Annotated in this window: 16 protein-coding genes and 1 other annotated feature; of the genes, 13 read left to right on the plus strand and 3 right to left on the minus strand. The window is 39.8% G+C overall.

What is annotated here, in order from left to right; translation table 11 throughout:
- Positions 1 to 69 precede the first annotated feature (69 nt).
- Genes G413_RS0100215 through G413_RS0100240 form a run of 6 tightly spaced genes read left to right on the plus strand, consistent with a single transcriptional unit; the run spans position 70 to position 5,206 of the window.
- Positions 70 to 1,062 (plus strand): helix-turn-helix domain-containing protein, encoded by a 993-nt coding sequence (locus G413_RS0100215; protein ID WP_022788942.1) that lies wholly within the window; start codon positions 70 to 72, stop codon positions 1,060 to 1,062.
- Positions 1,046 to 1,624 carry a CDP-diacylglycerol--glycerol-3-phosphate 3-phosphatidyltransferase gene (gene pgsA / locus G413_RS0100220; RefSeq protein WP_022788943.1) on the plus strand — a complete coding sequence of 193 codons (579 nt, stop codon included), beginning with the start codon at positions 1,046 to 1,048 and terminating at the stop codon, positions 1,622 to 1,624. The genes G413_RS0100215 and pgsA overlap by 17 nt, the downstream gene beginning before the upstream one ends.
- A complete protein-coding gene (locus G413_RS0100225) occupies positions 1,624 to 2,094 on the plus strand; it encodes a CinA family protein (protein ID WP_022788944.1) in 471 nt (156 codons plus the stop codon). The genes pgsA and G413_RS0100225 overlap by 1 nt, the downstream gene beginning before the upstream one ends.
- 3 nt (positions 2,095 to 2,097) lie before the next feature.
- Positions 2,098 to 3,099, plus strand: a complete 1,002-nt coding sequence (gene recA, locus G413_RS0100230) for a recombinase RecA (protein WP_022788945.1) — start codon at positions 2,098 to 2,100, stop codon at positions 3,097 to 3,099.
- A gap of 48 nt (positions 3,100 to 3,147) precedes the next feature.
- Positions 3,148 to 3,756, plus strand: coding sequence for a cysteine hydrolase family protein (locus G413_RS0100235; RefSeq protein WP_022788946.1), 609 nt, complete (start codon positions 3,148 to 3,150; stop codon positions 3,754 to 3,756).
- A gap of 4 nt (positions 3,757 to 3,760) precedes the next feature.
- Positions 3,761 to 5,206 (plus strand): nicotinate phosphoribosyltransferase, encoded by a 1,446-nt coding sequence (locus tag G413_RS0100240; protein WP_022788947.1) that lies wholly within the window; start codon positions 3,761 to 3,763, stop codon positions 5,204 to 5,206.
- Between the two features lie 132 nt (positions 5,207 to 5,338).
- Here G413_RS0100240 and G413_RS12455 read toward each other — a convergent pair whose 3' ends face one another.
- Together G413_RS12455 and G413_RS10525 are read right to left on the minus strand one after the other, a co-directional pair.
- Positions 5,339 to 5,584, minus strand: coding sequence for a serine aminopeptidase domain-containing protein (locus tag G413_RS12455; protein ID WP_037614268.1), 246 nt, complete (start codon positions 5,582 to 5,584; stop codon positions 5,339 to 5,341).
- On the minus strand, positions 5,562 to 6,008 hold the full coding sequence (locus tag G413_RS10525; protein ID WP_037614270.1) for an alpha/beta hydrolase: 447 nt from the start codon (positions 6,006 to 6,008) through the stop codon (positions 5,562 to 5,564). Before G413_RS10525 ends, G413_RS12455 begins: the two co-directional genes overlap by 23 nt.
- Positions 6,009 to 6,053: 45 nt before the next feature.
- On the opposite strand from G413_RS10525, the gene G413_RS0100250 reads away from it, so the two are divergent.
- The 5 genes from G413_RS0100250 to G413_RS11620 all read left to right on the plus strand — a co-directional run bounded on the left by G413_RS0100250 (position 6,054) and on the right by G413_RS11620 (position 10,711).
- Complete coding sequence (locus G413_RS0100250; RefSeq protein WP_147285009.1) at positions 6,054 to 6,794, plus strand: hypothetical protein; 741 nt, start codon at positions 6,054 to 6,056, stop codon at positions 6,792 to 6,794.
- A gap of 65 nt (positions 6,795 to 6,859) precedes the next feature.
- Positions 6,860 to 7,097 (plus strand) — a binding site (T-box leader).
- A gap of 38 nt (positions 7,098 to 7,135) precedes the next feature.
- Entirely contained in the window at positions 7,136 to 8,164 is a 1,029-nt protein-coding gene (locus tag G413_RS0100255) for a methionine ABC transporter ATP-binding protein (RefSeq protein ID WP_027968943.1), read from the plus strand.
- Positions 8,164 to 8,844 carry a methionine ABC transporter permease gene (locus tag G413_RS0100260; protein WP_022788950.1) on the plus strand — a complete coding sequence of 227 codons (681 nt, stop codon included), beginning with the start codon at positions 8,164 to 8,166 and terminating at the stop codon, positions 8,842 to 8,844. Before G413_RS0100255 ends, G413_RS0100260 begins: the two co-directional genes overlap by 1 nt.
- Before the next feature lie 18 nt (positions 8,845 to 8,862).
- A complete protein-coding gene (locus G413_RS0100265) occupies positions 8,863 to 9,684 on the plus strand; it encodes a MetQ/NlpA family ABC transporter substrate-binding protein (protein WP_022788951.1) in 822 nt (273 codons plus the stop codon).
- Positions 9,685 to 9,751: 67 nt separating this feature from the next.
- The gene (locus G413_RS11620; protein WP_022788952.1) at positions 9,752 to 10,711 is read left to right on the plus strand and encodes a uridine kinase family protein; all 960 of its coding nucleotides are present in this window, start codon (positions 9,752 to 9,754) and stop codon (positions 10,709 to 10,711) included.
- On the opposite strand, the gene G413_RS0100275 is transcribed toward G413_RS11620, so the two are convergent.
- Complete coding sequence (locus G413_RS0100275; protein ID WP_022788953.1) at positions 10,701 to 11,576, minus strand: class I SAM-dependent methyltransferase; 876 nt, start codon at positions 11,574 to 11,576, stop codon at positions 10,701 to 10,703. The two genes, G413_RS11620 and G413_RS0100275, sit on opposite strands and share 11 nt — an antisense overlap.
- Positions 11,577 to 11,647: 71 nt before the next feature.
- Between G413_RS0100275 and G413_RS0100280 the strand changes: the two genes are divergently transcribed.
- The gene (locus G413_RS0100280) at positions 11,648 to 12,823 is read left to right on the plus strand and encodes a hypothetical protein (protein WP_022788954.1); all 1,176 of its coding nucleotides are present in this window, start codon (positions 11,648 to 11,650) and stop codon (positions 12,821 to 12,823) included.
- A 148-nt stretch (positions 12,824 to 12,971) separates the two neighbouring features.
- Positions 12,972 to 14,675: a phosphoenolpyruvate--protein phosphotransferase gene (ptsP, locus tag G413_RS0100285; RefSeq protein ID WP_022788955.1), complete on the plus strand. Its 1,704-nt coding sequence runs from the start codon at positions 12,972 to 12,974 to the stop codon at positions 14,673 to 14,675.
- The last annotated feature ends 212 nt before the right edge of the window (positions 14,676 to 14,887 follow it).

Raw genomic sequence — 14,887 nt, forward strand, 5'->3', positions numbered from 1 at the left:
AAAATAGGATTTTCTAAGAAATTTAGGAACCATTTTGATATAATGGAATGGCTAAAAGGGGGAGAACAGATGGCCTATTATCATATTCTTAGACAAAGACGAATGGATTTGAATCTCACTATTGAATATGTATCCAGTCAGACACGTCTGGCTCCGCAGTATATTCAGGCCATTGAAGAACATAATCTTGATGTTTTCTCGGATGATTTTTCGTTTGTCCGGTACTTTGTTCATGCGTATTGTGATGCGATAGGAGTCAACTGGAGCGTGATCAGCCAGGAAGTGGATGCGGATATCAACGACTATGCGCGTAAGCGTTCCATGGCTTTAAGTCAGGCGCAGCGTAAAATCGTAAAACAGATGCCGAATCGTTCATCGGTTTCAAAACGAAAACATCCGTCACATAGTCGTTTTCAAAAGCGGGTTTCGGCCATATCGCGGAATTTACAGTTTCGAAACCGGAAGAATCTTCAGAAACTCCTGCTTGCCGGTGTCGCATTGATTGTTCTGGCGGCCGGCGTCAGTTTTTGGCTGGATGCTCGTTCTGCCAGTCAGCAGGCGCAGCAGGAAAGCCAGCGTCAGGAAGAACTGCGTCAAAAAGAAGAGGAAACCGATCGTCTTGCCAAACAGCGTCAGCAGGAAAGAGAAAATCAGTCCTTGAAGTTTAAAATCATGGATGCCTCAACCAACGTGTTCCAGCTTTCCAATGTATTGGAAACGACAAAAAGCTTTACTGTGAAGATCGAACTGCCGCAAGAGAGTACGGTAGTGATTTATAAAGATGATGTACCAATGGATGAAGACAATGTGGATACGGTTTATACAGATACCTTTGAACAGGAAATTGAAGTAAGTGAAGCTTGTCGCATCAGCATTGAAATCGGAAATTATGTTGCCGAAGGAACGACCATTACGATTGCCGATCAAACGGTGACCTTTGATCCTACCTATTGGGCACAGGGAATGCCGGCTACACTCTATGTGGATGTAGTAAGTAATGAAACGGCAACCAGTCAGGAAAACCAGAGTACAGAGGAGACAAATTATGAACTTACCGAATAAACTGACCATGCTGCGGATCGTGATGGTACCGGTTGTGGTATTGATCTATCTGTTGATACCGCAAGATTTTTGTGTTGTATCGCAAACCAATGGACTGGCATTGCGGGATATTTTAGCTTTTCTGGTCTTTGCGGCTGCCAGCTTTACAGACATGTTAGATGGACAGATTGCTCGTAAACAGCATTTGATTACCTCGTTTGGTAAATTTGCTGATCCAATTGCGGATAAGATGCTGGTGAATACATTGTTGATTTTATTGGTTTATACGCATCAGGCCAATGTTGTGGCAGTATTATTGATGATTGCCCGCGATCTTGTGGTTGATGGCCTTCGTATGCTTGCTTCGCAGCACGGAAAAGTGGTGAGTGCCGGCTTTTTCGGTAAACTGAAAACGGTATTACAAATGTTTGCGATTGTGTTCTTATTATTAAAAAACTGGCCGTTTGTCTATGTCGGATTACCGGTTGATCAGATTTTGTTATGGGGAGCTACCCTCGCAAGCTTGTGGAGCGGTTTTGTCTATTTTGTACAGTTAAAAGATTATGTATTGGAGAGTATGTAATGAGTGCACAAGAGCTTGTAAAGTTATGCACCAGGAAAAAGCGGACGATCGCATCGTGCGAAAGTTTGACTGCCGGTCTATTCAGTGCTGAAATTGCCTCTGTACCCGGTGCCAGTAAAGTACTCAAGGGTGGCATTATCACGTATTTTACAGAAATCAAGGAAAAAGTAGTCGGTGTCGAAGCAGAAGTGATTTCAAAATACGGTGTCGTTTCTAAAGAATGTGCGGATCAAATGGCTCAAAAGACACGGGAATTGCTAGAGAGTGATTACTGCGTTTCCTTTACCGGGAATGCCGGTCCGGATACGATGGAGAAAAAGCCGGCTGGTTTAGTCTATTGCTCGATCGCATCCAAAAAAGGTGTCAAAAATTTTAAATTATTTCTGGATCACAAAAGTCGTAATGAAGTACGAAAAGAGGCGGTTGAGATCATGATCCAGAATCTTATACAGGAAATCACAAAGGAGTAAAAAATGCCAAAAGAAGAAAATAAAGATAAATTACTGCATGATGTATTGAATGAAATTGAAAAGGAATATGGGAAAGGCGCTGTCATGAAACTGGGTGATCGTGCAGCGGTGGATGTAGAACCAATCCCCAGTGGAAGTTTACTGTTAGATCAGGCTTTAGGAATCGGCGGTTATCCAAAAGGTCGTATTATTGAAATCTTTGGGCCGGAATCAAGTGGTAAAACGACATTGGCCCTGCATGCGATTGCACAAGTGCAGAAAATGGGAGGTCGTGCAGCGTTTATCGATGCCGAAAATGCGATCGATCCTGTTTATGCCCGTAATTTAGGTGTTGATATCGATGAGTTGATCCTTTCACAGCCGGATTCCGGTGAACAGGGGTTAAACATCATGTTGATGTTGATCGAAAGTGGTGCTGTTGATCTGGTTGTCGTAGATAGTGTTGCCGCTTTAGTTCCTCAGGCTGAATTAGATGGGGAAATGGGCGATCTGCAAGTTGGATCTCAGGCACGTATGATGTCTAAGGCCATGCGTAAACTGGCTGGTCTAATGAATCATAATGAATGTACGGCGATTTTTATCAACCAACTGCGTGAAAAAGTAGGGGTTGTGTACGGAAATCCAGAAACGACACCGGGAGGACGTGCTTTAAAATTCTACAGCTCGGTTCGTATTGATATTCGTAAGGCTGATGCGATCAAAAACGGATCGGATATCGTAGGAAATAAGGTACGGATAAAAGTGGTGAAGAATAAGGTGGCTCCACCATTTAAACAGGCAGTATTAGAAATCATCTATGGTGAAGGCTTGTCTTATATTTCTGAATTATTAGATTTGTGTGTTGATGCCGATATTGTAAAGAAAAGTGGTGCCTGGTATAGCTTTGAGGGTGAAAAGATCGGACAAGGTAAAGAGGCTGCCAAAGAATACATCAAACAAAATCCGGATTTTAAAGAGAAGCTGGAAGCCTTATTGAAAGAAAAAAACGAAGAAGTTCAGGAATAGAACTTCTTTTTTTGTGATATACTTAAAAAAATGAAAAGAGTGAAAACTATGGCAAAGCTAAATAAAAATGCATTTTCGCCTATTTCTTCCTCGTCAATTCAGAATCCTGTCGTATTCGTTGTCGATATGATCAATGGGTTTATCGAAGAAGGGGCACTGCATGATGAAAGAATAAGAGGGATCGTACCGGCTATCCAGAAGCTGTTACACACGCTGGATTGTCCATCGATCTTTGTATGTGATCAACATGATCCGGATGCCAGAGAATTTCAGTCGTATCCATCGCATTGTGTAATCACTACGCAGGAATCGGAAATCATAGATGCGCTTAAACCATATGTCAAAGAGTGTTTTTTCAAAAACAGTACCAACACTTTCCTGTGTCCTGATTTTCCGTCTTTTTTATCAAAGATCGATCAATACAAGGATATTGTGATCACTGGCTGTTGTACTGATTTATGCATACTTCAATTCGCATTGAGCTTAAATGCATGGTTAAATGAACACAACAAAAAAGAACATCGTGTACTATTGCCTATCGATTGTGTGGAAACGTATGATATTCCTTCGGTACATGAAGCGGATTTCTGGAATAAAGTGGCGATTGAAAATATGGCGGCCAACGGCATCGTGTGTGTAAGCCAGATTATGGAGTAAGAGTATGAAAGAATTAAGAAATCTAAGTCTTGTGATGGACTTTTATGAACTGACGATGAGTCAGTGTTATTTTAATCAAAATAAAGATCAGGAAGTTGTTTTTGATTTGTTTTATCGAAATAATCCCGATAACGGAGGATTGTGCTTGTTCTGTGGATTGGAGCAGGTCATAGAATATGTAAAAAATCTGCATTTTGAAAAAGAGGATATCGATTATTTACGATCGCTTCATCAGTTTTCCGAAGAGTTTTTAGACTATCTATCGACGGTACGCTTTACCGGTGATATTTATGCGATTCCGGAAGGAACACCGGTTTTTCCACATGAACCATTAGTGCGTGTTAAAGCGCCGATCATTGAAGCGCAGCTGGTAGAGACGGCTTTACTTTTAGCGCTGAATCATCAAACCTTGATTGCGACCAAGGCAAGACGTATCGTACAAGCCTCTGAAGGTAGAGCTGTCATGGAATTTGGAGCCAGACGTGCTCATAACTTTGATGCGGCTATCTATGGTGCCCGAGCAGCTTACATTGCCGGTTGTGCCGGCAGTGCCACAACGTATGCCGGAAAGGAATATGGCTTACCGGTATTAGGAACCATGGCTCATTCTTTTATTCAAAGCTTTGATAGTGAATACGATGCGTTCTTGTTTTATGCCAAGACGTATCCGGACCAGTGTACGCTTTTGATTGATACATATTCGACGCTAAAGAGTGGAATCAAGAATGCCATTCGTGTTGCCAAAGATTATCTGGAACCAAACGGATATCGATTAAAAGGTGTTCGTATCGATTCCGGCGATATGGCGTATTTATCGAAACAAGTGCGTAAAGAACTCGATGCGAACGGCATGCAGGATTGTGGTATTGTCGTAAGTAATTCTTTGGATGAGTATGTAATTGAATCTTTGATCCATCAACAAGGCGCCAAGATTGATTCTTTTGGTGTTGGAGAAAATCTGATCTGTTCAAAGAACTCTCCGGTCTTTGGTGGTGTGTATAAACTGGTTGCCATCGAAAAAGACGGAGAGATGATTCCTAAAATCAAGATCAGCGATAATGTCGAAAAAGTTACCAATCCGGGATTAAAGAAGGTTTATCGAATCTACGAGAAAGATACCGGTATGGCGCAGGCCGATCTTATGGCTTTAGAACATGAGGTTTTAGATGATCAAAAAGATTTAACGATCTATCATCCGATGTCACGTTGGAAATATAAAGTAATCGAAGGTGGCACGTATGAGCTTCGTGAGCTGTTGGTACCGATCTTTTTACGCGGGAAGATCGTCTATCAGTGTCCAAGCTTAGATGGTATTCGTGAGTATTCAAAAAGAGAGCTGGATACCATTTGGGAAGAAATCAAACGTTTTGCCTACCCACAGGAATACTATGTAGATCTGACAAAAGATTTACTGGATCTAAAATTAAAATTATTGAATGATCATAAATAAAGAGAACTGTCGTCAATGATATGATCCCACTAAAGTGGACACACGAAATAAATAAAACGTGTATCTATGGAGGTGGGATTTTTATATGAGAAGAAAACCAAAATTACCAGCAGAGACAAAGGTATGTTCTTTTTAAAATAATTCATCTTTGATCATATCGTCAATCAAACGAAAACAAAGTATTTCATACCCTTGATGATCGTAGAGCATTTTATGATAAGCTCCTTCAATCAGTATCAATTTACAGGGATTCTTCATTCTTTTATACACGTTTTGCGAGCTTTCATACGGAATGATTTCATCGGATGTTCCATGTAGGATAAGCGTTGGGGCATCTACGTGATCAATGGAATCTTTATATTGATCGACGATACGCATAAAGGTACGAGTGGGTAAAGACTCGGTCGATTTTTTCTTGCCTAAGTTTTTTGAGCGTAGTCAAAGAATGCTGAGCGACTTTTTGAAGATCCAGATATTGAAAAGCCGGGGCTACCAGTATTAATTTTTTGACAGGATAGATTGTAGCCAGATAACTGGCAATAACACCGCCCATAGAAAAGCCGATCACAATTAGATCTTTATCATGTTCCAGACACTTTTTTACCTGCGTCTCACATCGCTTCATCCATTTCTTTTCATCTGTATCCTGTTCGTTTTGAAGATCATAAATGTCAAAAAGATGAACCTGACAAGAACGTTTTTCTAAATATTCTTTCAGTGAGTCGAATTCATGATGTTGATTTTTACCAAAGCCGTGAATAGCTAAGACTTGTATTTTTTTCTTTTTGCGAAATCTAAACATATTTAACCTCTCTATACATTTTATACGGAAATCGCTATAATATCTATGGAAAATACTACAATGAAAGCAACACTATTGATTAAAAATATTGAAAATTTATATACATGTGATAAAGAATTTCAAATTCTTTCACGTGCTTATATTGCCATTCATCACGATAAGATCATCGATGTCGGCATCGGTTCGTATAGTCAATGGATAGATAGTGCGACACGGGTGATTGATGCGGTCGGTGAGATCGTATTGCCGGGCTTTATTGATGCTTCCTTTACCGGTTTTGCCAAGGTGCGTTTAGGTGATCACCTGCGTGAAAACAGTACCGCACTTTTTGCGATGCGCCAAAATGGAATCCTGACCTTGCTTACAAAAGATCCTAAGATACAGCGAAAAGAATTAAGTCAGGATGTATTTATACAGAAGAAAGAAGCGCCATACCCGATCCTTCAAAGGGAAGCACAATATAAACATAAAAAGCCATCTAAGTTTTTACTATCCTGCGGATTTGGCTTGCCCAACAGTTATGTGTATTCCTTTCAACCGCTTTGTTACGCATTGTTTAACACACACCATGTAGATAGAAGAACACTTTTAGAATCTATGACTTCTTTGCCGGCTGCTTGTTTTGATCTAAATGACAGAGGAAGCATTCAAAAAGGAATGCTGGCAGATCTTTTGATCTTACAGGTACCGACGATCGAACATTATTTTCAAACATTGGGTCGTCCATTGATTCATCGCATGATCAAAAACGGAATTCAGTTTTATCCGGAATGGATGGTTTGTTAAAAGTTTATGAAAAATTTTCAGAAAATGTTTGACATTCTTTCATTGGGTTGGTATCATCTATCCATAAATTGATGTTGAAAAGAAGAGTACTTACAGTATTTCTTTGAGAAGAGAGTCCTTGTATGCTGAAAGAGGATAAAGAAATCTGTTGGGAACATGGTCTTGGAGTTGCAAAGTCGATATTTAGACTTTGACGGGTTCACCCGTTATCGTGATAGAGTATGATGGTACTTGATGAGGTAAGATGAGTGATCATTTTACGAAGATAGGTGGTAACACGAAGTTTCAGCTTTCGTCCTATTAGGATGAAAGCTTTTTTTATAGAAAGAAAGGGTGAAAAAATGATACGTTTGGAACATGTTACAAAAACCTTTTTGACCAAGAATGGAAATGTTCATGCCGTAAAAGATGTAAGTCTGGAAATACAGGATGGTGAAATCTTTGGAATCATCGGATTTTCCGGTGCCGGCAAATCAACACTCGTTCGCTGTATCAATTTATTGGAAAAACCAGAATCGGGAGCGGTCATTTTTGAAGGGAGAGATCTTTTAAAGCTCAGCGATAAAGAACTACGGGCACAACGCCAACAAATGGGAATGATTTTTCAACACTTTAATTTGATGCGTTCACGAACCATTTATGAAAACATTGCCTTTCCTTTGCGTCATATGCGATTAAAAGAAGATGAGATTGAAAAACGTGTTATGTCCTTATTGGAGCTGATTGAGCTGAAGGATCGAAAGGATTCTTATCCCAGCCAGTTAAGTGGAGGACAAAAACAACGTGTGGCGATTGCCAGAGCTTTGGCCTCCCGCCCTAAAGTTTTGTTGTGTGATGAGGCGACATCGGCATTAGATCCACATACCACACAACAAATCTTACAGTTGATCAAACGAATCAATAAAGAATTAAATTTGACAGTCATTTTGATTACACATGAAATGGCGGTCGTTAAGGATATTTGTGATCGTGTTGCGGTTATGGAAAATGGAAAAGTCGTAGAGGAAGGAAACATTGTAGATGTTTTCTCACATCCAAAGATGCCTGTCACAAAGAACTTCATCAATACGACAAACAACTTGGGAAAAATACAAGATCTGTTAGACAGCAATCATCCGCTGGTGCAGATTGAGAAAAATCAAAAGTTGGTGAAATTAAGCTATCAAAGCACAAATACGAAAGAAGCACTGATCTCTACATTATCTAGAGAGTATGATGTCGATTGTTCGATCATCTTCGGAAATGTGGAAATTGTTCATGAGGTGCCATTAGGCGTCTTAGTTTGTGTCTTAACCGGCAGTGATGAAAATATTGAAAAGGCTCTGGAAATCTGTCGTCAAAATAAAGTAAGTGTGGAGGTGATAAAGTGATGATGAATTTTCTCATCCAGATCATGCCGAATTTGATCGACCGTATCGATGTATTTGGGGATGCAATCATTGAAACCTTATTGATGGTATTGATCAGCGGTGCTGTTTCAGCCCTCTTTGGAATCGTATTTGGTGTGATTCTGGTAGTCACAAGACCGGGTGATATCTTAGAAAACCGCATTTTGAATACAATTTTAGGACGTATCATCGATTTGTTTCGAGCTGTGCCTTTTATCATTCTGGTCATGGTGTTATCCCCTTTGACTTTATTGATTTCCGGCGCTTCGATTGGTCTAAAGGCTACATTCTTTCCACTGATCGTTGGAACCGTACCGTTCTTTGCCCGTCAGGTTGAACAGGCTATAGCGGAAACAGATCGAGGATTGGTGGAAGCCAGTGAATCCATGGGACTTGCTCCTTTGGAAATCATCTTTAAGGTCTATTTACGAGAAAGTGTTCCCAGCATCATTCGTGCTACGACGATCACCTTTATTTCCATGATTGGTCTAACGGCCATCGTGGGTGCCATCGGTGGCGGTGGATTGGGTGCTTTCTGTTATAACTACGGATATTCACAATCCAACTTTGATATCATGTGGGTCAGCCTTATCGTCATTGTGATCTTGACGATCATCGTACAGCTGATCGGCGATTTGCTTGTAAGAAAAACAACACATTAGAAAAAGGAGACATTATTTATGAAGAAATTATGGAAATCATTAGCAGCCGTTGCCTTAACGGCAAGCTTGGCAGGATGTGGATCCAGTGGATCCGGTGATGATAAAACAATTACGATCGGTGCCAGTGTAACACCACATGCCGAAATTATCGAAAACATTAAACCCGATTTAGAAGAATTAGGATATGAGGTAGAAATCGTTGAGTTTTCTGATTATGTAAAACCAAATACGGCCTTGCGTGATGGAGAACTTGACTGCAACTACTTCCAACATACGCCTTATCTGGAAGACTGGGTATCGAAAAACTGTGACAGCGATGATGAACTCGTTGCGGCCGCAAAGATTCATTTTGAACCATTAGGAATATATTCTTCTAAACATACGGATGTCAGTGATGTACCGGATGGAGCGCAGATTGCCGTACCAAATGATACGACAAATGAAGCCCGTGCCTTACAGTTGTTGGAAGCACAGGGCATCATTAAACTGGCAGAAGGAAAAGGGTTGGAAGCTACGAAAGCGGACATCGTTGAAAATCCGCACAATGTGGAAATCGTAGAATTGGCTGCCGAAGTTGTACCGACAAAATTAAATGAAGTTGATTTTGCGATTGCCAATGGAAACAATGCCTTAAACGCAAAAATCACAGAGAATCTGTTAGTGACAGAATCTACAGACTCAGAAGCAGCGGATACCTATGCCAATGTCATTGCGGTTCGTAAGGGAGATGAAGATTCTCAGAAGATCAAAGATTTATTAAAAGTATTGGAAACAGAAAAGACTGCCAAATTCATTGAAGAAACGTATCAAGGCGTTGTAGTTCCTGTGTTTGAATACTAAAGAAAATGTCCAGAAGAAATTCTGGCATTTTTTTGAATTTATGGCTGAAATGCTTTATAGTTAATCTATGAATTTAGAGGAAGCTATTCAACTAGAAAAACAACTTCATCCTTTCAGTACACGTCAGGATCTTTATAAACTCATCGTACAATCTTGTTTAGGGAATGGGCATTCCATTACTTCACCGGAAGATTCCTTTCTGGCTTTACAGGAAGAAAAAAGAATCGCAAAAAAAGATTCTTTACAAGAGATTGGCAATGGTTTTATCCGTGTTCCTTTATCGTACATGAAAGAAGAGGATCTTCTATTATGGAACGAGTTGTTTATTGAAAGTGCAAAAAAAAGAAGTACCCAAAGACTTTTTGATCAGGCCTTGCAAAAGTATGGTTTTGTTGATCAAGGTATTGTCTCTCACAGTCAAGAGTATAAAGAACACTATGATCCACATTATCGTGTCTTCAGAAAAGAGTATGTTGACTATTTTGAAGTGTTTAAAGTTGCGCTGCATGCTTTACAAGAACATCGTGTGCTATCCATTGATGGACCGTGTGCCTCCGGGAAGACAACGATCGGAAAGCTTTTATCTTCGTTTTTGGAATGTCCCTGCATTCATATGGATGACTATTTTTTACAGGCGAATCAAAGAACAGCGCAGCGACTGGAAGAGCCAGGCGGAAATATCGACTATGAACGGTTTCATCAGGAAATCAATGAAGCCTGGAATCACAAACAACCAATTCATATGCGATCGTATGACTGTTCGTCACAAAAGCTCAGAAAGGAAGTTATTTTAGAAGAAAGTCCGATATTGATCATAGAAGGAAGTTATGCACATCATCCTTATTTAGATGATATGCAGGCATTCAAGATCTTTATGGATATCGAGCCATCTATACAAAAAGAAAGACTACAAAAGCGCTCACCAGACAAGTTTCCAGATTTTATTGAAAAATGGATTCCGATGGAAGAGAAATATTTTCATGCGTTTTCGATCAAAGAAAAAAGCGACTATGTGTTTAGTCGCTAGTCCATCGTCCAAAAATCCCACAAGGCAGGATACCTTGATTGTGACTGACCGGTAACAGGTTTTCACCACATTCAATGTGTCCGCCTTTTTCTGTTTGAATCGTTCGTTTTAAAATTTCCTGTAATGCGGAAAGTGTAAAGCCGGTTGTATAACAATTTACGATCAAAAAGAATGCTTCTTTGTCCAATAGCTTTTGGCATTCTGCCAACAGATCATAAATTTGATCTTCCAGTTTCCACAATTCCTGCTTAGGGCCGCGTCCATAACTTGGGGGATCTAAGATAATGCCGTGATACGTTCTGCCGCGCCGTTGTTCCCGTTTTACAAATTTGACGACATCATCTACGATAAAACGAATCTTATGATCTTCCAGATGGGAAAGCTGCATGTTTTCTTTAGCCCACTGTACCATGCCTTTGCTGGCATCTACATGAACAACTTCATTGGCACCGGCTTTGGCACAAGCCATTGTCGCACCTCCGGTATAAGCAAAAAGGTTTAAGATGCGAAGATCGCTTCGTTTTGATTTTTCAATGGCATCCATCATAAAATCCCAGTTGGCTGCCTGTTCCGGGAAAAGTCCGGTATGCTTAAAGCCGGTAGGAGAGATTTTAAAGCGTAATCCGCGATAACCGATCGTCCAAAATTCTTTGATTTCTTTGATTGTTTCCCAGTGACCGCCTCCGCTTTTAGAGCGATGGTAGATCGCATCCGCTTTGTTCCAATCCGGATTCTTAGGATCGATTGGCCATACACAGACCGGATCGGGTCTTCTTAATATAATGGAATTCCAACGTTCCAGTTTTTCTTTGTTTCCTGTATCCAGGACCTCATAGTCCTTCCAATTCTTTGCACATTGATTCATGTTTCTTATTATAACATAGATTCTTGACGGTGTTGATATAATTAATAGTGTGAAAAAGGAGTAGATACAGAATGTTTGTACAACTGTTTTGTAAGGATAGAAATCAAAAAGAAAAAGATGAATTGTATCGGGTGCTTGGTGCCATTGCTCATCGTGAAAATGTACAGATTGAAGAGCGTGGCGATGTTGTTGAAATGGAGGTCTGTCCACAAGGGAAGATCATTGTTCATGAAGAGGACAGAGAGGTTATTTTAAGTGCTAATACACGTCATGCCGGTGCGGGTTTTCATGCGTTTTGCGTTGATATCTTTATGGATATTCAACAAGAGTTAACTGGAGAATTTGAACTGGTGGATGATTTGGAATTTGATCAGGATGGCAATTTTCATCGGCTTCATCACCTCTATGAAGATGAATTGGAGTATTTACGAGGCAATCTTGTAAAGCGAGAACCGGTCTTTTATAAAAATTATTTATACGATGAAACTTTCTTTTTACCGATGGAAAAAGAAGATGCGATTGCTACACCGATCGGTTATATCGATACCAAAGAGTTTTTACACATGGATCCGCATGATTTGATGGATTTATTTTATATCTGGAATGAATGGGATCTGGATGCATCTTACTATAAAAATGCTGCTTTGACGTTATTGGCCAAAGAAGGCTATGGGCCCTATGCATTGATGAATGATCATACGCATAAAATGGCAAACATGATTTGTGATTATATTGAGCTGGCTTACCAACAAGATTCCTCTATATCGTTACCTGTTAAGGAATATCGTTTCTATACACAGCTTCTTCAAAGAGAAGATCAATTAAAAGATCCCGTTGTCATGGAACAAGAAGTATACCAGTATCGGTTGATGGAAGTCTATCATCTGTTTGAAAATGTTAAAGTAGTGGCGCTGGGAGCCTGTGAAAGAAGTTATGATCCGGTGACTCAATCACTTTGTCTGATGTCACCGCGAAAAGAAGAGCATGAATGGGATTATCTGCTGCAGGCTTCTAAGCAGCCTTTGATCTGTGTACAAATAGATAAACTGGAAGAAAACAATCCGGTTTCTTATCGCAACAAGGCAGTCTGGATGCATGCGTATAAAGAGGATGGTATTTATTTTTTAGAGGCAAAGATCGCCTCTATGGAAGAAGAACTTTTCTTTCATTGTACAGTGAAAAATGAAAAACACATTCCGTATCTAAAACAGTGCATCAAGGAGAGTGAATTTGCGATTCTCGATTAAAAAATAGAATGATACACAATTCAAAAATGATCTTCGTTTTCATTCTAGAAATGAATTGAAACCGCTTTTAAAAATTGTAAAAAGAGATCAAAAGTGATAAAATTTGTACGAGTATAGAGCAGAATGCTTACAAATAGGAGGATTTTACATGTTAAAAGGTATTGCGGCAAGTGCTGGTGTATCCGTAGCGAAAGTCTATAAGTTGGAAACACCAAACGTAGTGATTGAAAAGAAACAAGGAGATGCTGAAGCGGAAATCAAAAAATTTGATGAAGCTTTGGAAAAAACAAAAAAAGACATTGAAGGTGTCAAAGAAAGAGCTGCAAAACGCTTAAGTGAAGAAGAACTGGCTGTATTTGATGCACATCTGATGATGGCAGGTGACCCGGAACTGGCTTCTCAGATCAAAAATATGATTCAGAGTGAATCCGTGAATGCGGAATATGCAACGGATGTTGTAGCTACACAAATGGTAGAAATGTTTGAAAGTATGGATAACGAATATTTCAAGGAAAGGGCTGCCGATGTTAAAGACGTTACTTTCCGATTGAAATGTAATTTGTTAGGGCTTTTGATTCCAGATCTGACAAGCATTGATGAAGATTCGATCATTGTTGCTCATGATTTAACACCAAGTGATACGGCGCAGTTAAATGAATATGTAAAAGGATTTGCCACAGAAATCGGTGGAAAGACTTCTCACTCTGCCATTATGGCAAATTCTTTGGAGATTCCGGCTGTTGTAGGATGCCCAGGTGTTATGGATGCCGTTAAGACCGGAGATGTATTGGCGTTGGATGCTTTGGATGGTGTTGTAGAAGTAAACCCGGATGAAGCTACGATTCAAGCTTATCAAGAAAAAGCAAAAGCCTATGCCAAAGAAAAAGAAGAATTAAAGGTTTTGGTCTCTGAAAAATCTGTGACAAAAGATGGTCATGAAGTGGAATTAGCTGGAAATATCGGCGGATTTAAAGATGTAGAAGGCGTACTTAAGAACGGCGGAGAAGGTGTAGGTCTATTCCGTACGGAATTCTTATATATGAATTCTGATCATTTCCCAACAGAAGATGAACAGTTTGAAGCTTATAAACAGGTACTGGAAGGAATGCAGGGAAAACGTGTTGTCGTTCGTACTTTGGATATCGGTGGTGACAAGCATTTGTCTTACTATGAATTCCCAAATGAAATGAACCCATTCTTAGGTTATCGTGCCATTCGTCTGTGCTTAAAAGAACAAGATATCTTCCGTACACAGCTTCGTGCATTATGTCGTGCATCCGTTTATGGAAGACTGTGCATCATGTTCCCAATGATCGCAACCGTAAAAGAATTCTGTGATGCCAAAGCGATCTTTGAAGATGTGAAAAAAGAATTGATTTCTGAAGGTGTTCAGGTAGCTGATAATATTGAAGTAGGTATGATGGTTGAAATTCCTGCTGCTGCCGTATTGGCTGATCAGTTTGCCAAATATGCAGACTTCTTCTCTATTGGTACAAATGATTTGATTCAGTATTCTATGGCTGCCGATCGTATGTCTGAACATGTATCGTATTTGTATCAGCCATACAACCCGAGTGTACTTCGTCTGATTGCCAACACAATCAAGGGCGCTCATTCACAAGGTAAATGGGCCGGTATGTGTGGTGCTATGGCCGGTGAACCGAATGCTGTACCGATTCTGTTAGGATTGGGATTGGATGAATTCTCCATGAGTGCTACGCAGATTCTGAAAGCTCGTAAAGTTGTAAAATCTTTGAGTTATGAAGAGATGAAAGATTTAGCACAGGAATGCTTAAACAAGCAAACGGCAGAAGAAGTCTTAGAATACGTACAATCAAAAGTAGAACAGTAAAAATCCTTTGAGGTATAGAGCTTGGCTCTATACCTTTTTTTGTAGTAAAGAGTTGAACGTATAGCTCAATATCTAAATGAATCAAAAAAGTAAATCTCTGATCCAGAAAGCAATTTAAAGAAATGGAGATCAAGCATACAATTCCAGTATTTATATAGAGATATTGAACTGTAGATAAAAATAAAAGGAGACTGAGCAGATTGTATTCTGTT

This window comes from Faecalicoccus pleomorphus DSM 20574 (genome assembly GCF_000420345.1).
Taxonomy (GTDB): Bacteria; Bacillota_I; Bacilli_A; order Erysipelotrichales; family Erysipelotrichaceae; genus Faecalicoccus; species Faecalicoccus pleomorphus.